Here is a 16916-nt window from a genome sequence, read left to right as displayed (position 1 = left end):
AATCAGAACCATGCGCGAGGCGTCACAGTTGTCGGTCCGTGAACGAAACCCCGTCGAGTTATTGCAGGTAGCGGAGCAGCTCTTTGCTGTCCACGGGATCGACGGTGTATCCCTACGGCAAATCGGCAGTGCGGCGGGCCATCGCAATCCCGCAGTTGTGCAATACCACTTCGGGTCGAAAACGGCTCTGCTGCAGGCGATCCTCGAGTATCGACTGCCCCCGATCAACGCCGCACGACTCGAGTTTCTCGACCGGATGCGCAGCGAGGGACGTCAGGATGAATTACGTGCCCTCGTCGAGTCCATGGTGCGACCTCTGGTTGACCTCGATCCGCACACCAACCACTACGTGGCATTTCTTGCTCGACTGATGTCCGACCCGGAGAAACGCGCCGGTGCATATGCCACCACGATCGACCATGTGGTGAGCGCGCAAATTGCGGCTGAGGGGATCAAGGCAGCGCTCACTGAACTGTCCGAACCGCTGCGTCGGCATCGGCACTCGATGGCTGTCGAGCTGATGATGCACACGATTGCGAATCGTCAATCTCGGATGGTTGCGGGCGAAGACCAGGAACTGACCCGCGAAGAGTTCGAGACCGACCTCGTCGATGCGATGGTCGGATTGCTCACGGCGCCGCCCACATTTGTCGAGGGCCGCTAGGAAGCTGACTGCTCGAGTCACGATTGAGGAGTGCGTTACGAACTGCTCGTATTGGGTGGCGATGCGGCCGACGTCACGCGATCGCTTCCACTTCCCGAGTATTCCGCGAGGGCCATTTCACGTTCGGCACCAAGCTTCTCCGAGTGTCGTGGAACATTGACGGTATCCAAGTCGTTTGATGCTGTGTCCAACACGATGTCGGAGAGTTGCTGGATACCTGTTTTGGTTCCGAGGACGGCATTGGGCATGAAAATGGTACAGATCAGGGCGATGACGGCGAACGGAACGGAATAGAGGAATACCTCTCCGACGCCTTGGCCGTATGCAGACTCGACAGTGTTGCGCACCTGATCGGACAAGGCCGGGAGGTTCGGGAGATTACCGTCCGTTAGTCCGCTTGCCGATCGCGCGATGCCTGCTTGCTGTAGGCCCTGCTCGATCTCGGTATCGACTCGAGTGGAGAGGACAGCACCGAACACTGTCACGGCCAGGACACCGCCCAGGCTACGGAAGAACGTGGTGGCGGAGCTGGCAGCGCCGATCTCGAGTACGCTTGCGGAATTTTGTACGACGAGAGTCAGGTTCTGCATCAGCATGCCGAGGCCGAGACCGACCAGCGGTGTGGCCAGGAAAATCACGGTAAAAGGAGTGTCGACTCGCAGGGTCGAGAGCAGGAAAACGCCGACCGTGAGGAGGGAAGCGCCTGTGATCAACCATCGCTTCCACTTCCCTGTCCTGCTGATGAGAGCGCCGACGACGGTGGAGGCGATGAGGTTGCAAGCAACTTGCGGCAAGGTGATCAGACCCGCTCCTGTGGCTGTGGCACCACGACTGAGCTGCATGTACTGGCTGAGGAAGATCGAGACGCTGTAAATGACGATGCCGACGGACACGCTGGCCACGACCGCCAACGTGAAGGTCCGTTGCCGGAACATGTGCAGGGGGAGGACGGGGTTCTTCACTTTGCTCTCGACGATCAGGGTTACGACGATCAGCACTACTGCACCGACACCCAGACACCACGACAGCAAGGATTCCCACGCGAATTGCTTGCCGCCCAGCGAGAGCCAGATGAGAAGCGTCGAGATCGCGGCAATGAGCAGAATCGACCCGGCATAGTCGATATTGGTAGCGCCCCTACGTGTCGGCACAATGAGCTTCAACTGGATGACGATCATCGCGATCACTGCAACGGGAATAACGAGGTAGAAGTTCCAGCGCCAGCCGACTGTGTCGGTGACAAAGCCACCGAGGAGAGGGCCGCCGGCTGTGCCGGTTACGACGACAGCACCGAGGACGCCCATGTACTTTCCACGCTCGCGAGGGCTGATGATGTCAGCGATCGCGACTTGGGAGAGTGCCATCAGTCCGCCGGTTCCGACTCCCTGTATCAACCGCGCTCCGATCATCAGCGTGGGCTCGTGTGCAAATCCGGCGGCGAGTGAACCGGCGATGAAGATAGCGAGTGCGATTTGCAACAGACGTCTGCGATTGAAGAGGTCGGCCAGTTTGCCCCAGATCGGGGTGCTCACCGTGGTCGTGAGCAGGGCTCCGGTGACAATCCAGGTGAGCGTCGATTGATCACCGTGAAGATCGGACACGATACGCGGGAGAGAAGTGTTGACCACCGAGGTCGACAAGATGCCAACCAGCATTCCAATGAGGATGCCGGCGAATGCTTCGTTCACTTGGCGTCGGGACATCGTCGGCGATGAGCCGTTCTCGGCCGTCGTTTCGGTCATGGGATTCCTCGAGAGCTGTGCGATCCGAAAAGTATGTGACGAAAGTCAAACATATATAGTTGATTTAAGCAACTAAAATCGACGGAAGATGTGCAGTGTGTGTCGTGGCAAGATCTATGCTGATCCTGTGAGTTCGACACAACGTGAAGCCGATATCCGCTCGATTCAAGCGGGGATCAGTCAGCTCGTGCGGGGTTCGAGGAAGGCGTTGATCACGAATGTGGCTCTGATAGCGCCCGAGATGGCGCCGGCCGCTTTTGTCATCATGACGCAAATTGCGGACACGTTTCCGGCATCGCCGGCAGCGCTGATTGCCGCCACAGGATTGGACAGAAGTGTGGTGAGTCGACATCTCACGGCTCTCACCAGGGACGGCTATCTGGTCTCTGAGCCTGATCCCCATGACGGCCGCGTGGCTTTGTTCTCCCCGACGCCCGATGCCGCGGAGAAGTTCAGTGCGGTCAGTAAGGCGAGGCACGGCTGGACAGCAGACGTGGTATCGGATTGGACGCAGCAGGATGTGTCGGTGTTCGTCTTGTTGCTGGATAGGTTCAATCAATCTGCCTACGGAAATTGAGGACTGTAGCGACCAATGAGAGCGACTGGGCAAGACGAGTATTCGTGGTGTTCGTAATCCGCGGAATCGAAATCGGTGCGCTGTTTCCTCGCATGCCGATTTCGATTCCGTTCTGATCTCGGACTAGACCGGGCCCATACGAATCGCGCCGTCGATTCGGATGGTCTCGCCGTTGATCATGGCGTTGTCGACGATCGCCAGCGCGAGCTTGGCGTACTCCGTCGGAGCGCCCAAACGGGACGGATGGGGGACCTGGGAGGCGAGCGACTCCCTCACTTTGTCGGACAGGCCGCCGAGGATCGGCGTCTCGAAGGTACCGGGCGCGATCGTAACGACGCGTACGAACTTGCGTGCCAGATCGCGAGCCGCGACGATGGTCAGCCCCGCAACGCCGGCCTTGGAAGACGAGTAGGCGGCCTGGCCGATCTGTCCTTCGAAGGCAGCCACGGATGCGGTCATGATGATGATGCCGCGCTCTCCGTCGACCACGTCGTTCTTGACCATGCGGGCAGCGGCCAGTCGCAATACATTGAACGTTCCGACGAGATTTGTACTGATGACATCTTGATAGAGCTCCAGGCTCCCTGGTGTGCCGTCTTTTTCGACCACGCGCAGTTTTCCGCCGCGTCCAGCGCAGTGCACGACTGCCCGCAACGGGGCTTTGCTCTCCGCCTCGGCGAGGGCGGCGTCGACAGCCTCGGGATCACGGACGTCGGCCGGCATGAATGTAGCCAGGTCGCCTAGTTCCTTGGCTACTACTTCGCCGTTCGAGGATGGCAGATCGATGATTACTGTCGGGACGCCGCGGGCTAGGAAAGCCTCTGCGGTCGCCCGCCCGAGGCCGGAAGCGCCGCCGGTAACTGCAGCAGACGCGTTGGTGAGGTCCATGGTGTGCCTTTCGATGAGGTGAGTGCGGAATTGGTCGTTTCGAACGAGCCGGGAGGTCCACCCTTGTTTATAACTTAGTTATAGAGGTAATATTTGTCTATTAAACCGGCAGTTCGAGGAGTGATGTGCTGTCGATCAGACGGATGGAGTGGTAGTGAATTCGATCGACACGGGACTGCTGATCCTGCGGGTCTGCTTGGGCCTGACCATGGCCGCGCACGGATACGGGAAACTCTTCCGAGGTGGCCGAATCCCAGGCACTGCACGATGGTTCGAGAGCATCGGCATGCGACCGGGACTGGTGCACGCGTGGTTGGCTGCTGCCACCGAAGTTGCTGCGGGCATCTCTCTTGCGTTGGGCCTGCTCACTCCGTTCGCTGCTGCGGGCTTTGTCGCCCTGATGTTTGTCGCGGCGTGGACTGTGCACCGCGACAAGGGATTCTTCATCGCCGGAGACGGGTGGGAGTACAACATGGTGCTCGCAGTTGGTGCTGTCGTCGTCGCGATCACCGGACCCGGAACGGCAAGCCTCGATAACCAGTTCTTCGGTGGCGAGTTGTTCGCCGGCTGGGCAGGCGGTCTCACGGCGGCGGTCGGCGGCCTAGTGGCGGCGGGAATTCTGCTCGGAAGTGCCTATCGCCCCGAAGTTGTTGCCGCGGAACCTGCTCGAGGTTGACCGTGAAAACTGTTGAAGGTCAAAATGTTAACTGGATCAGTAGTGTCCGGAGTCGCGTGTGACCGGCCGGGGGTTGGTCAATCTCCGGGACGTCGGCGGTTTGCCGCTCCTAGGCAAGGGCGCGACCGCGCACGGCATCCTGTATCGCGGAGACGCTCCTTACCCCGGCGATTCCGTGATTCCCGAAATTGCATTGTGGCCACCCAAGAGCGTCATTGATCTGAGAGGTGCAAGGGAACGTGCTCGGTTTGCCTATGAATGGCCGGTAGGAACCAGCGTGCATCACGTACCGCTTTCTGCCGCTGCGGCCCCCGACGCTCAGCCGAGCGATCTGTCAGTCGTCTATGCGCGCATGATCGACCGCGGCAGTTCCTGGGTCGGTGAACTTCTTGATCTGGTTACCCAGCCAGAGGGCCCAGTTTTGTTGCACTGCACGGCCGGTAAGGACCGTACCGGTGTTGCGGTAGCGGTATTGCTTCTTGCTGCAGGCGTGCGGCCTGAGGCCGTCGTCGATGACTACGTGCGTACCGAGCGGACTCTGCCTGACCTCATGGCTCGATGGTTCGACGTCGGTGTGCGCACCGCGAAGTCGCCGCCGCTTCCGGAGCAGTACATGCACGCGCCGTCCTCGGCGATCGAACCGATCGTCGAACGAATCACCGCAACGCGTGGGGGACCGGCGCAGTGGATGCTCGATCACGGTGCGGATCCTGTCCTGCTCGACATGTGGCGAACTCGACTGCACGGAGCCCCGGTGCCGGCGCTCATCCAACGGGCGGATGGAGTGTGAAGGGTTTGCCGGGTTCGATGTGCAGGGCTGAGGTCATCAGTGATCTCAGCGAATTGTGGTACCGAGAGGGTTTTCACTCACACCGAAGTTGGGTCGACGTTCTACCCGAGAAATGTGCGGAGAATGCGCTTACCCGAATCGTGTACGTCGCGGCCGACGGCGCACAGAGCGAGACCACGGTTGGTGAGATCTACTCTGCTGCAGAAGATGTTGCTTCGGCCCTGCGAGGGTACGGCATCGGTTCGGGTGACTCTGTAGCAGTTCAGCTGCCCAATTGTTTCGAGGCATCGGTAGCCTACGTCGCCGTACTTCTGGCAGGCGCGGTACTGGTTCCGATTGTGCATGTGTACGGCCCGAACGAGGTGCAGTTCATTCTCGAGCAATCAGAGGCGAAGCTGTTCATCCAGCCGAACCAATGGCGCTCGATCAACTACGGTGATCGGGTCGGGGATTATCGGGATATCGTCACCCTCGAACGAATTGTCGTGGTTGGTGACGACGGCCCGGATGGTTGTCTCGCATGGTCGGATTTGAGCACGCATGCGACATACACAGCTCCCGCAGTACATGCGGACGACATTGCGCTGCTTATCTATACCTCCGGGACCACAGCGGCCCCGAAGGGTGTTCAGCACAGTCATAATTCGCTGCTTTCGGAGGTCAGGTCTGCTTCCCGCTATCTCCGCGGCCGCGACGATTCGGTGCAACTCGTTTCCTTTCCGCCCGGACACATTGCCGGCGTCTCCAGTGTGCTGCGCCCTCTTGTACACGGCTGGAACGCGGTGTACATGCAGATGTGGGATCCGGAACTTGCTGTCGAACTGATCTCGTCCCATCGGGTGACTGCGACAGGTGGAACCCCATTTCACCTTGCCGGGATCCTCGACGTAGACGGTGTTGCCGACAAGCTGACGACGTTGTCCGACTTCCTCATTGGTGCATCCACGGTGCCGGAGGATCTCGTGCGTCGGGCGCAGAGAGTCGGTATTGCAACTTTTCGTTGCTACGGATCCACTGAGCATCCGACGGCCACATCAGGGGGCGTCGACGATCCCGAGGATGCGCGTTTGGGAACAGACGGCGCACCGATGGACGGGGTACGTGTGCGTGTCGTCGATGAACTCGGCATCGATGTTCCGGTCGGGGGCGACGGCGAGATCATACTTCGAGGTCCGGACCAATTTGTCGGCTATCGCGACAGTAGCCTCAATGCCGAGGCATTCACTGAGGACGGGTGGATGCGGACCGGCGATCTCGGGCACCTGGATGTCGATGGTCGGCTGACGATCACCGATCGTATGAAGGATGTCGTCATCAGGGCTGGTGAGACGATGTCTTCCGGCCAGATCGAAGACGTGCTCGTCACGCACCCGGCGATCCGGGAGGGCGCGATCGTTGCAGCTGCGGACGAACGTTACGGCGAAGTGGTCGCGGCCGTTGTCGTACTTTCTCCGGGCATGAAACTTGAACTCGCCGGACTTCGTGAGCATTTCGCGGCGTCCGGGCTCGCCAGAGTGAAGACACCCGAGCGGCTTGTTGTCGTTGACGAGCTCCCTCGAACAGCGCTCGGCAAGATTCGTAAGGCGGAGCTCCGCTCCGCGCATTTCACCTGAGAATGGTCCGCGGAAGATGCTCTCGGAGTTCAGTCTTCAGATTCCGGGTATATTCCGGGCCCGGTTCTGCTGAGTGGAATGCGTCTATTGACATCGTGCCGAAACCTCAGAATCATGTTCCCAGAATGACAATCTCACTTTTGGATTGTCCGAAATCCGAAGGATCTTCCATGACAACGGAATCCGAACATACCGAACTCCTCGCCGATCTGAGCGTCCGAGCTGGCGATGCCAGTCACAGTTGGCAAACAAATCTCGAGGTTTCCAACGTGCGGCCACTGACCGGCGGAACATCGAGCCTGACCTTCATCGCCGACGTTTCGGGTGGGACAATCGACGAATCTGTCGTCCTCAAGGTTGCGCCTCCAGGACTGGCACCCGTTCGAAATCGAGACGTGCTACGTCAGGGACGTGTCATGCAGGCGTTGCAGGGTGCTGCCGGGGTGTCGACACCGGCAGTCTATTTCGAGGACGCGGGTGATCCTCCTTTCGTGGCAATGCAAATGGTCGCTGGAGAATGTGTGGAACCACTGCTCGATGCTCAACGTCCTCGAGACGGGGCGGCGCGTGCGCAAACACGCGAGAGGTACCTCTCCGCTACGCGGATGCTTGCTCATCTGCATTCGGTCAAGCCTTCCGATATTGGTCTGGGTGACGAGCCGGTGGTGTCGCTGGGCGATGAAATCGACAGGTGGACCAGAGCATTCGAGACAGTTTCGGATGATCTGAGCGGTGACTATCTGCGATGTGCAAAGGCATTGCATGCGACGATGCCAGTCCCGGCGGAACCCGTCGTCAACCACGGTGACTATCGATTGGGTAACACGCTCTGTGAGGGAGACCGTGTCACAGCGTTGATCGACTGGGAAATCTGGTCGGTCGGTGACCCGCGAATCGATCTCACCTGGCTCACCTACTTCACCGATGAGGCCGCCCACCCCGCGGCCTACTCAGAAAAGCCTTGCGGTACACCAACTGTCGACGAGGTTGTCCGGATCTACGAGCAGACCCTGGGTCGGCCAGTCGAGGACATCGAATGGTTTCACGCACTCACGCGGTACAAGGAAGCCGCCGCGACAGCACTATTGATCAAACGTGGACGCAAACGCGGAGCATTGAGCCCGGCATTCCAGAAGATGGAACCCGCACTGCCTGGCCTGCTGACAGAAGCACTCGCGCTGATCGGATATTGATCGCGGCAATCGAAGAACGAGAGCATACGTGATGTCCGAACCACTTCGCGATGTAGATAACGCACCGCCGGTGATCGCGGGTGGGAGTCAACTCCGTCGAGTGCCTAAGCCTGGTCGGCAGGCCTCGTACGACGGCGAGGTGAAGTTACTGATCCGGGCTACCCAGACTGTGATGTTGAGTAAGGGGTGTACCGATCAGCCCAAAATTGCCGAAATCGTCCGCGAGGCGGGAATGTCGAATCAGGCCTTCTACCGGCACTTCCGGAGTCGAGACGACATCATCGTCGCGCTCTACGAGCAGGGGCTCCTGAACATCCATGCCTACCTGAAGTATCGAGTATTCAAGCAATCCGGATTTCAAGGGCGTCTCGCCGCCTGGATCGACGGAGTCTTGGCGCAGATCGAAGATCCTGATCTCTCCGATGTCAGCCGGGTAATCATCTGGAACATGGGCCAGATCGCCAGAACTAAAAGCGAGATCAAGCCAGTCGGACTCAGCCGTATCCGGGATCTACTCTGCGACATCCTTATCGAGGGCAACGTCCCGGACCCCGAACGCACCGCCATGTTCATTCAGACCTTGGTAATGGGCCTGACGACAACATATCTCGAAGCCGATCACACCCCCATACAAGAAGAACGCGAGCATCTGCTGCAGTTTTGTCTCAAAGCCGTAACCGAACACTGAAGTTCGCCCGACCGTGCGTGTCGCTCGAGTGTGAACCCCGTACTAACAAAGGACTCATACGATGTGGAATTTCCAGACCGATCCTGAATTTCAGGCAAAGCTCGACTGGGCGGCGACATTCGTTCGCGAGGAGTGCGAGCCGCTGGACCTGCTCTTCCCTCACCTCGGTCAGCCGTACAACATGGAAAACAAGGCCGCACGGGCCATACTCGGCCCGTTACGAGACCGGGTCAAAGAACAGGGTCTGTGGGCGTGCCATCTCGGTCCGGAGCTCGGCGGGCAGGGTTACGGTCAGCTCAAGCTTGCGTTGCTGAATGAAGTTCTAGGTCGGTCCATGTGGGCTCCAACGGTTTTCGGTACCGCGGCACCGGACACCGGAAACGCCGAAATTCTCGCGATGTACGGAACCGATGCACAAAAGGCGAAGTATCTGCAGCCGCTGCTGGATGGCGACATCGTTTCATGCTTCTCGATGACCGAGCCGCAGGCAGGGTCTGATCCCAAGGAGTTCGTCTGCGCGGCACGCAAGGACGGTGACGAGTGGGTTATCAGCGGCGAGAAGTGGTTCTCGTCGAATGCGCGCTACGCGTCGTTCCTCATCGTCATGGCGGTGACGGACACCGAAGCGTCGCCGTATCGCCGGATGTCGATGTTCGTCGTGCCCGCGGAAACTCCGGGAATCGAGATCGTCCGCAACGTCTCCGTCATGGGTGATCGAGACGAACTCGACGAGGGAACGCACGCCTACATCCGTTACAACGACGTGCGCCTGCCGGCCGACGCGATCCTCGGTGGTCCCGGACAGGGCTTCGAAGTGGCTCAGTCTCGACTCGGCGGCGGCCGCGTCCATCACGCCATGCGCACCGTCGGCAAATGCCAGCGTGCCCTGGACATGATGGGCGAGCGAGTGCTCTCGCGTCGTACGCAAGGCGAGACCCTTGCGAAGAAGCAGATGGTGCAGCAGTTCATCGCCGATTCGGCGATCGAACTCGAGCAGTACCGACTGCTGGTGATCAAGACCGCATGGGTCATCGACAACGAACCACACGGTGCGGCACGCACTTACATCGCCATGTGCAAGGTCGCGATGGCGAAGATCTATCACGACATCATTCACCGCGCGATCCAGATTCACGGTTCACTGGGAGCCACGACTGAAACCCCGCTGCATATCTGGTGGAGCGGCGTCATCTCGATGGGCTTGGCGGACGGACCGACCGAAGTGCACAAGGTTGCCGTCGCACGCGGTGTACTCGCGAACTACGAGCCCACTGAAAACTTGTTCCCCAGCGAGCACATTCCCACCCGATTGGCCGAGGCAAAAATCAAGCATGCCGCTATTCTCGAGGAGCACGGAATCGCATGAGCAATCACTTTTCTCTCGAAGGTAAGGTCGCCCTCGTCACCGGTGGCAGTCGAGGACTGGGACGTCAAATGGTGTTGGCCTTCGCTGAAGCTGGCGCCGACGTCGTGATCACCAGCCGCAAAGCGGAAGCGTGCGCCGACGTCGCCAAAGAGGTAGAAGCCCTGGGCCGCAAGGCTCTTCCGGTGAGCTGTCACGTCGGTAAGTGGAACGAAATCGATGCACTGGTCAAGAAGGCCTACGAGGTGTTCGGGCGGATCGACGTCTTGGTCAACAACGCCGGTATGTCTCCACTCGCGCCGTCGTCGGCTGAAACCAGCGAGGAGCTTTTCGACAAGGTCATCGGCGTCAACTTCAAAGGCCCGTTCCATCTGTCATCGTTGGTCGGTGAGCGCATGGCAGCAGGCGACGGCGGATCGATTATCAACATCTCGTCTTCGGGAGCGCTCTTCCCGCAGCCGCGATTCGGCCCTTACGCCGGCGCGAAGGCGGCTCTGAACACGCTGACGGGAGTATTTGCACGCGAGTACGGACCCAAAGTGCGAGTCAATACGATCTCCGCGGGTCCGTTCTTGACCGACATCTCCAAGTCGTGGGCTGAAGAGAAGCGGCACACTACGCAGAGTGCGATCGGAAGGCCTGGAAACCCCGAAGAGATCATCACTACTGCCCTGTACCTTGCGAGTCCCGCATCCAGCTACACCACCTCGTCATTGATCCGCGTCGACGGCGGCTTGTACTGAACGGCAAAGGCGCGCGTTTACTGAACTCCGGTTCCAGTGAACGCGCGCCTTTCCAGTAGGTGCGCCGCTCAAATTCGTTTCGAATCAACAGATATGGAGTACGTAATGGGAAATCGAAATTTGACTGATCGACGTGTCATCATCACCGGGGGCGCTAGTGGAATGGGCGCCGCGTTAGTCAAAGCGTTCGGTGAATCGGGCGCAAAGGTAGTCTCCTTCGACGTCACAGCGGACGAGGGAGCGCGGATTGCCGCTGAGGCAGGCGCGGAGTTCATTCGGTGCGACGTCACCGACAAGGAATCGGTTGACCAGGCCTTCGCGCGGGGTGTGAAATCCTTGAAGGGCCTCGACGTATTGATCCACGCCGCTGGAATCGCTCCTGGCGCGCCGGCAGAATCCACGCCGCTGTCGATGTGGGAGTCCACTATGGCGGTCAACGCCACGGGGACGTTCCTTACTAACCAAGCGGCATTCGAGTACCTGAAAGATGGAGGCGGGCGCATCATCAACTTTGCCTCCGCAGCAGGTGCAAAAGGCTTGATGGGTAAGGCCGCGTACGCAGCGAGTAAGGGCGCCGTGCTGGGCTGGAGTCGGACCGTAGCGGCCGAATGGGCGCAGTACGGGATTACCGTCAACTCAATCGCTCCGGCAATTCGTACGCCGATGTACGAGACGACGCGGGCGTCGATGACACCTGAGCAACTGGTCGAGCACGACCGGAAAATGACAAACCTGATTCCGCTCGGTGGCAAACTCGGAAACGTCGAGGATCTGGTTCCAGTACTCGAATTTGTTGCAGGCGAAGGCTCACGATTCATGACGGGGCAGATCTTCGCAGTCGACGGCGGGTCGCTCATGGTCAGGTAGCGGGCGGGCGGCAGCGCGACAACACCAAAAGCGGAAAACCCAAGCAAACCCCACTCGGCAGGAAGGCCATAGCATGCGAGCAGCGCGGTGTGAGATCCACGGAGATCCGGACAAGATTGTGATCCGTGAAATACCCGATCCGGTAGCCGGACCGTCGGAGGTGCTTGTGGGAATCGAGGCTGCCGCCGTGAATTATCCGGACGTCCTCATCGCTGCGGATCGCTATCAGGTGACGGTGCCGACTCCGTTCACTACGGGAAGCGAATTCGCTGGGCGGGTGCTGGCAGTCGGAGCCGAGGTCACGAACTTCGTACCTGGGGATGCCGTGATGGGCACGGCATTCGGCGGTGCATTTGCGGAGCAGATCACCGTTCCGCACACCGCACTGTCGCCGGCCCCTGCAGGGTTGGACATGATCCATGCCGCAGCATTCAACGTCACTTACCGAACCGCATACCACTCTCTGACGACATTCGGAGATATGAAACCTGGGAACTGGGTGGTGGTTCTCGGCGCCGCTGGTGGTGTGGGCACTGCCTGTATCGACATCGCGACTCGTCTCGGAGCTAAGGTGATCGCCGCAGTGTCCACCGCGGAACGCGCTGAAGCCTGTCGTGCGCTCGGCGCCGTGGAAACGATCGCCTACGACGACGAGGATCTCAAACTGCGGATCAAGGAAATCACCGGCACGGGTGCTGATGTGGTGATCGATCCGGTGGGTGGTGCGTACTCGGAGCAAGCGATTCGAGCGATCGGGTGGGGCGGGCGCTATGTCTGCCTAGGTTTTGCGCAAGGTGATATTCCGCGGATCCCGATGAATCTAGTTCTCCTGAAAGGCGCGATCCTGCGAGGGTTCGAGATTCGTACGCTCGCCGCTCATCTACCGCAAGCTGTCGAGGAGGGTCGCAAGGAGATCGAACGTCTTGTCGGACAAGGAATGAAGCCCTACGTCTCCGAAATCTACACACTCGATGAAGTGCCGCTCGCCTTGACTCGTATGTCGGAACGGCTCACTACAGGCAAACTGGTCATCGACATGACCCGGCGTTGATACCAGCCGATGCCTACGACTGCTTTCGAGTGGCCGTAGGCATCGGCCATTTTTATTACCGGCCTTGCCAGTTCGGCGTTCGACGCTCCGAAAATGCAGCCGCGCCTTCGCGCGCATCAGCGGAAGCGAAGACCGGATCCGTGTATGTGTTCTGGCGCTCGAAGGCTTCCGAATCGGTCCAGGTCCGTGATTGAAGCGCCAGAGCCTTGCTGGCGCGCACCGCCAGCGGAGCGTTTGCACTGATCGCTGTTGCCAAAGCGCGTGCGCCTTCCGCCGCGGAACCGTCGTCAACCACTCGATTGACCAGGCCATGCGTGAGCGCAGTCTGCGCGTCGATCGGTTCGCCGGTGAGCAGCATCTCGAGCGCGACAGCGCGGGGCAGGGTTCGGGGAGCACGGAAGATTCCGCCGGCGCGCGCGGCAAGGCCGCGCTTTACCTCGGGAAGTCCGAACTTGGCACCACTGCCCGCGACGACCAGGTCACAGGCCAGAACCATTTCGAATCCTCCGCCCAGCGCCCATCCTTCGACCGCGGCGATCAGGGGCTTGGCCGGTGGCGCTTCGACGAGGCCGCCGAAACCGCGGCCCTGAACCACTGGCCGCTCACCGAGCTGAAATCTCTTCAAGTCCATTCCCGCGCAGAATGTTCCGCCACTGCCAGTGAGAATTGCAACCGACAGATCCGGGTCCTCGTCGAGACGAGTCAACGCCGCGGCGATCTCGGTCGCAGCGGCCAGCGTCATCGCATTGCGTTGTGCAGGACGGTTGATGGTGATCGTGAGAATCCCGGCATCAGCTTCCACGAGCACGTCGGCCGTTGTCAGTGCGTTCATCGAGGCGCCATCCGGATCGCGCCGTCCAGTCGAATAGTCTCACCGTTCGCGTACGAATTCGTCAGGAGTGCAGTGGCCATTGCCGCATAGTCCTGCGGGCGACCCAGTCGCTTCGGGAAGGGCACGCCTGCGGCAAGGCCCTCACGGATGTCCGAGCGAAGTCGCGCGAGCATGGGAGTGTCGAACAATCCCGGAGCGATCGTGTTGACTCGGATCCCGAAGCTTGCGAGATCGCGTGCCGCGACGAGTGTCATGCCGTGAACGGCGGCTTTCGATGCGGTGTAGGAGGTTTGGCCGATCTGACCGTCGAATGCAGCCACCGATGCAGTGAGCACGATGCTGCCTCGCTCACCGTCGAGGGGCTCGTTGCGTGCCATCCTGGCTGCGGTGCAGCGGAGGACATTGTAGGTGCCGATGAGGTTGATCTCGAGGACGTTGCGGAAGCTTTCCAAGTCGTTCGGATTGCCTTCCTTGTCCAGAATGCGTAGACGATCGCCGCCGCGTCCGGCACAGTGCACGACTCCGCGCAGGGGGCCGATCGCCTCGGCAGCGTCGAGTGCGGGACCGAATGACGCCTCATCGGTGATATCGATCGGCGCAAAGACGGCCGCGTCGCCCAGGCGTGCTGCGGTCGCTTTTCCGTCGGACTCGGCAAGATCGGCGATCACCACGCGCGCACCGGCCTCGACGAGAACGGTGGCCGTTGCTTCACCGAGGCCGGAGGCTGCTCCGGTAACCAGGAATGTGTTGTCTCGCAATTGCATGTGTCAGGCTTTCTTCGGAAGGGGAGGGGAGGATCGAGGGGTGTGTGTCATGAGGAGAATCGGGCGGCTACGTCGCGGCCGATGATTTCTTTCATGATTTCTGTTGTGCCGCCGACGATGGTTTGCACTCTGGCGTCGGCGTAGGCACGTGAGATCGGGTACTCGTCCATGTACCCGTATCCGCCGTGCAACTGCAGGCATCCGTTGACGACGCGATTCTGCAACTCGGTGGACCACCACTTGGCCTTCGCTCCGAGGGTAGCGTCGAATGTGCCGTCGTTGTACGCGAGAATGGACTGCTCCAGGAACGTTCGTGTGATGTCTACTTCGGTCGTCATCTCCGCAAGCCGGAATCGCGTGTTCTGGAGGTCGATGATGCGTTGGCCGAATGCCTTTCGCTCGCTGGTGTAGCGGCCCGTCCACTCCAGTGCCGCCTCGGCCGCGCACAGGGCGCGCCATGCAATCGACAGGCGTTCGAGTGGAAGCTGCGCCGTCAGGTGGTGGAACCCACGTCCTTCCTCACCGACGAGATTAGACGTAGGGACACGCAGGTTATCGAAGGCGATCTCGGCCGTGTCCTGGGCGTGCAAGCCCAGTTTGCGCAGCTTGCGACCCCGTACGAATCCGTCGGTGGTGGTGGGTACGAGGATGAGCGACAGTCGGGGGCGTCCATCGACCTCGCCGGTACGTGCGGCGACGAGAACTAGGTCGGAAGAGAATCCACTTGTGATAAATGTCTTGGAGCCGTTGATGACCCAATCGTCGCCGTCTCGCACCGCCGACGTCTTCATCGCACGGAGGTCGCTGCCGGCCGAGGGCTCCGACATGGCAATGGACGTGACGATGGAGCCCTCGGCCATCCCGGGGAGCCACTCTTTTTGCTGTTCGGCCGTCCCGAATGTCGTCAGGTACGACGCGACGATATCCTCGTTGATCGAGAACCCGGAAGCGAGGGATGCCGCTCCGACTGCGGCAAGTTCCTCCTGGATCACACAGCGGAAGCGATAGTCCTTCATTCCGCCTCCGCCGAGGTCTTCGGCGATTCGGATACCGAGAATTCCGTGTGCGCCTGCGGATTTCCATACGTCGCGGCCAGTGCTTGCGTCCTCCTCCCATCGGTCGAGGTTCGGGGTGACTTCACGCTTCACGAATTCGCGCACCAGTGCGCGGAACTGGTTGTGGTCATCGTCGTAAAATGGTTGAGGCACTTGGCTTCTCCTAAATTGATCGGTAATACTCGTGCTCGGCGTCCAGTTTGTCGACATGGGCGAGCCTGCGGTTCAATCTACCGACAGACTAATTTGAAACCAAGGGATGGATGACATGAAATCTAGTGCGCCGCTTAGTGGTCTGCGAGTTGTCGAGTTTCTCGGATTGGGACCGTCTCCCTTCGGTTGCATGCTGCTGGCCGATTTGGGAGCTGAGATCCTGACCTTGCGCCGCCCCGGATCGGAGATACCGGCGTTGGTGCGTAACCGGTCGACGATGGAAGTCGACCTCAAAGATCCAGACTCGATTCGGTTCGTACACAATGCCATCGGATTTGCTGATGTCTTGGTGGAAGGGTTTCGTCCCGGTGTCATGGAGCGTCTCGGATTGGGTCCGGATGATCTCGCAGCTGTGAACAATCGTCTGATCTATGCCCGGATGACCGGATGGGGCCAGACGGGTCCGCTTGCGTTCACCGCCGGGCACGATATCAATTACATCGCACTGACAGGTGCGCTGCACTCCGCCACCAGAGTGGGTTCGGTGCCCGTGCCGCCGGCAAACCTTCTCGGCGATTTCGGAGGCGGCGCAATGTATCTCGTCACAGCGATTCTGGCAGCTGTCTTCGAGCGCGACCGGACCGGCACGGGGTCGGTTCTCGATATCGGGATTCTCGACGGCACCAACTATCTGACCTCGATGCTTCACGAATACCGCGCGACTGGACGGTGGTCCGACGAACCCGGTACGAATCGGCTGGACACAGGCGCTCCTTACTACGATGTTTATCCCTGCGCTGACGGTAAGTTCGTGGCTGTAGGAGCTCTCGAAGATCCGTTCTTCGATGTGCTCCTCGAGGTCCTCGGGCTCGAACCCGAATTGGCCCAGGGTAGGCACGATCCCCAGGCGTGGCCTGCTCTTCGAGATCGAATTGCGGCGGCCGTCGCGACGAGAACCCGTGACGAATGGGCTGACCTCGCCGGCCACACCGACGCATGCTTGACGCCGGTTCTCAGCCTGGCGGAGGCGCCGCACCATCCGCACGTTGCCGCACGGGGCATCCTCGTCGCCGAGGACGGTGATGCATGGACTCCGCGACTGCCGATCGGATACTCCGACGCCGCTAAGCCAGTAGACGACATCCTCCGGTTGTGGGGTCAAGGGACGGCGGGCCCGTAAATCTCTGTGCCGTATTGGTTTCACCGTCCCGATGACTGACAACCGTCATCGGGACGGTTCGTAAGTGCGCAAGATCA

General features: G+C 60.0%; 17 protein-coding genes. 12 read left to right on the top strand and 5 right to left on the bottom strand.

The features are described 5' to 3' along the window. Positions 1–10: 10 nt before the first annotated feature. Positions 11–664 (top strand): TetR/AcrR family transcriptional regulator, encoded by a 654-nt coding sequence (locus KYT97_RS31110; protein ID WP_095887133.1) that lies wholly within the window; start codon positions 11–13, stop codon positions 662–664. Positions 665–699: 35 nt separating this feature from the next. Here KYT97_RS31110 and KYT97_RS15185 read toward each other — a convergent pair whose 3' ends face one another. Next, the gene (locus tag KYT97_RS15185; RefSeq protein ID WP_095887132.1) at positions 700–2406 is read right to left on the bottom strand and encodes an MFS transporter; all 1707 of its coding nucleotides are present in this window, start codon (positions 2404–2406) and stop codon (positions 700–702) included. A gap of 127 nt (positions 2407–2533) precedes the next feature. Here KYT97_RS15185 and KYT97_RS15180 point away from each other — a divergent pair, with 127 nt between their 5' ends. Then, on the top strand, positions 2534–2983 hold the full coding sequence (locus KYT97_RS15180; RefSeq protein WP_165826234.1) for a MarR family winged helix-turn-helix transcriptional regulator: 450 nt from the start codon (positions 2534–2536) through the stop codon (positions 2981–2983). 123 nt (positions 2984–3106) lie between these two features. Here the strand turns inward: KYT97_RS15180 and KYT97_RS15175 are convergent, their stop codons facing one another. Next, positions 3107–3871 carry an SDR family NAD(P)-dependent oxidoreductase gene (locus tag KYT97_RS15175; protein WP_033236786.1) on the bottom strand — a complete coding sequence of 255 codons (765 nt, stop codon included), beginning with the start codon at positions 3869–3871 and terminating at the stop codon, positions 3107–3109. A 154-nt stretch (positions 3872–4025) separates the two neighbouring features. On the opposite strand from KYT97_RS15175, the gene KYT97_RS15170 reads away from it, so the two are divergent. From KYT97_RS15170 to KYT97_RS15130, 9 genes are all read left to right on the top strand, one after another. Beyond that, the gene (locus KYT97_RS15170) at positions 4026–4547 is read left to right on the top strand and encodes a DoxX family protein (protein WP_033236787.1); all 522 of its coding nucleotides are present in this window, start codon (positions 4026–4028) and stop codon (positions 4545–4547) included. Between the two features lie 58 nt (positions 4548–4605). Beyond that, positions 4606–5337, top strand: coding sequence for a tyrosine-protein phosphatase (locus KYT97_RS15165; protein ID WP_092803921.1), 732 nt, complete (start codon positions 4606–4608; stop codon positions 5335–5337). Further along, positions 5334–6950, top strand: coding sequence for an AMP-binding protein (locus KYT97_RS15160; protein ID WP_245006138.1), 1617 nt, complete (start codon positions 5334–5336; stop codon positions 6948–6950). Before KYT97_RS15165 ends, KYT97_RS15160 begins: the two co-directional genes overlap by 4 nt. A gap of 170 nt (positions 6951–7120) precedes the next feature. Beyond that, entirely contained in the window at positions 7121–8143 is a 1023-nt protein-coding gene (locus KYT97_RS15155) for a phosphotransferase family protein (RefSeq protein WP_095887129.1), read from the top strand. A 31-nt stretch (positions 8144–8174) separates the two neighbouring features. Then, complete coding sequence (locus KYT97_RS15150; RefSeq protein WP_095887128.1) at positions 8175–8831, top strand: TetR/AcrR family transcriptional regulator; 657 nt, start codon at positions 8175–8177, stop codon at positions 8829–8831. A gap of 61 nt (positions 8832–8892) precedes the next feature. Continuing rightward, positions 8893–10197 carry an acyl-CoA dehydrogenase family protein gene (locus tag KYT97_RS15145; RefSeq protein ID WP_095887127.1) on the top strand — a complete coding sequence of 435 codons (1305 nt, stop codon included), beginning with the start codon at positions 8893–8895 and terminating at the stop codon, positions 10195–10197. Continuing rightward, positions 10194–10937: an SDR family NAD(P)-dependent oxidoreductase gene (locus KYT97_RS15140; protein ID WP_095887126.1), complete on the top strand. Its 744-nt coding sequence runs from the start codon at positions 10194–10196 to the stop codon at positions 10935–10937. The genes KYT97_RS15145 and KYT97_RS15140 overlap by 4 nt, the downstream gene beginning before the upstream one ends. A 105-nt stretch (positions 10938–11042) precedes the next feature. Then, the gene (locus tag KYT97_RS15135; protein WP_095887125.1) at positions 11043–11804 is read left to right on the top strand and encodes an SDR family NAD(P)-dependent oxidoreductase; all 762 of its coding nucleotides are present in this window, start codon (positions 11043–11045) and stop codon (positions 11802–11804) included. A gap of 73 nt (positions 11805–11877) precedes the next feature. After that, entirely contained in the window at positions 11878–12855 is a 978-nt protein-coding gene (locus tag KYT97_RS15130) for an NADPH:quinone oxidoreductase family protein (protein WP_033236793.1), read from the top strand. Positions 12856–12910: 55 nt separating this feature from the next. Here KYT97_RS15130 and KYT97_RS15125 read toward each other — a convergent pair whose 3' ends face one another. From KYT97_RS15125 to KYT97_RS15115, 3 genes are read right to left on the bottom strand one after another with little or no spacing between them, the layout of a single operon-like run. Further along, on the bottom strand, positions 12911–13687 hold the full coding sequence (locus KYT97_RS15125; RefSeq protein ID WP_095887124.1) for a crotonase/enoyl-CoA hydratase family protein: 777 nt from the start codon (positions 13685–13687) through the stop codon (positions 12911–12913). After that, complete coding sequence (locus KYT97_RS15120) at positions 13684–14451, bottom strand: SDR family NAD(P)-dependent oxidoreductase (RefSeq protein ID WP_033236795.1); 768 nt, start codon at positions 14449–14451, stop codon at positions 13684–13686. Before KYT97_RS15120 ends, KYT97_RS15125 begins: the two co-directional genes overlap by 4 nt. 47 nt (positions 14452–14498) lie before the next feature. Further along, positions 14499–15659 (bottom strand): acyl-CoA dehydrogenase family protein, encoded by a 1161-nt coding sequence (locus tag KYT97_RS15115; RefSeq protein WP_095887123.1) that lies wholly within the window; start codon positions 15657–15659, stop codon positions 14499–14501. Positions 15660–15774: 115 nt separating this feature from the next. Here KYT97_RS15115 and KYT97_RS15110 point away from each other — a divergent pair, with 115 nt between their 5' ends. Then, a complete protein-coding gene (locus KYT97_RS15110; protein WP_245006137.1) occupies positions 15775–16839 on the top strand; it encodes a CaiB/BaiF CoA transferase family protein in 1065 nt (354 codons plus the stop codon). The last annotated feature ends 77 nt before the right edge of the window (positions 16840–16916 follow it).

It is taken from the genome of Rhodococcus globerulus (genome assembly GCF_019334125.1).
GTDB classification, from domain to species: domain Bacteria; phylum Actinomycetota; class Actinomycetes; order Mycobacteriales; family Mycobacteriaceae; genus Rhodococcus_F; species Rhodococcus_F globerula.
This window is presented reverse-complemented; position numbering and strand designations above follow the sequence as displayed.

Coding starts and splice junctions, on each gene's coding strand:
- KYT97_RS15120 (WP_033236795.1), bottom strand. CDS start 14,451: ATGCAATTGCGAGACAACACATTCCTGGTTACCGGAGCAGCCTCCGGC.
- KYT97_RS15185 (WP_095887132.1), bottom strand. CDS start 2,406: ATGACCGAAACGACGGCCGAGAACGGCTCATCGCCGACGATGTCCCGA.
- KYT97_RS15125 (WP_095887124.1), bottom strand. CDS start 13,687: ATGAACGCACTGACAACGGCCGACGTGCTCGTGGAAGCTGATGCCGGG.
- KYT97_RS15130 (WP_033236793.1), top strand. CDS start 11,878: ATGCGAGCAGCGCGGTGTGAGATCCACGGAGATCCGGACAAGATTGTG.
- KYT97_RS15140 (WP_095887126.1), top strand. CDS start 10,194: ATGAGCAATCACTTTTCTCTCGAAGGTAAGGTCGCCCTCGTCACCGGT.
- KYT97_RS15145 (WP_095887127.1), top strand. CDS start 8,893: ATGTGGAATTTCCAGACCGATCCTGAATTTCAGGCAAAGCTCGACTGG.
- KYT97_RS15110 (WP_245006137.1), top strand. CDS start 15,775: ATGAAATCTAGTGCGCCGCTTAGTGGTCTGCGAGTTGTCGAGTTTCTC.
- KYT97_RS15135 (WP_095887125.1), top strand. CDS start 11,043: ATGGGAAATCGAAATTTGACTGATCGACGTGTCATCATCACCGGGGGC.
- KYT97_RS15150 (WP_095887128.1), top strand. CDS start 8,175: ATGTCCGAACCACTTCGCGATGTAGATAACGCACCGCCGGTGATCGCG.
- KYT97_RS15175 (WP_033236786.1), bottom strand. CDS start 3,871: ATGGACCTCACCAACGCGTCTGCTGCAGTTACCGGCGGCGCTTCCGGC.
- KYT97_RS31110 (WP_095887133.1), top strand. CDS start 11: ATGCGCGAGGCGTCACAGTTGTCGGTCCGTGAACGAAACCCCGTCGAG.
- KYT97_RS15155 (WP_095887129.1), top strand. CDS start 7,121: ATGACAACGGAATCCGAACATACCGAACTCCTCGCCGATCTGAGCGTC.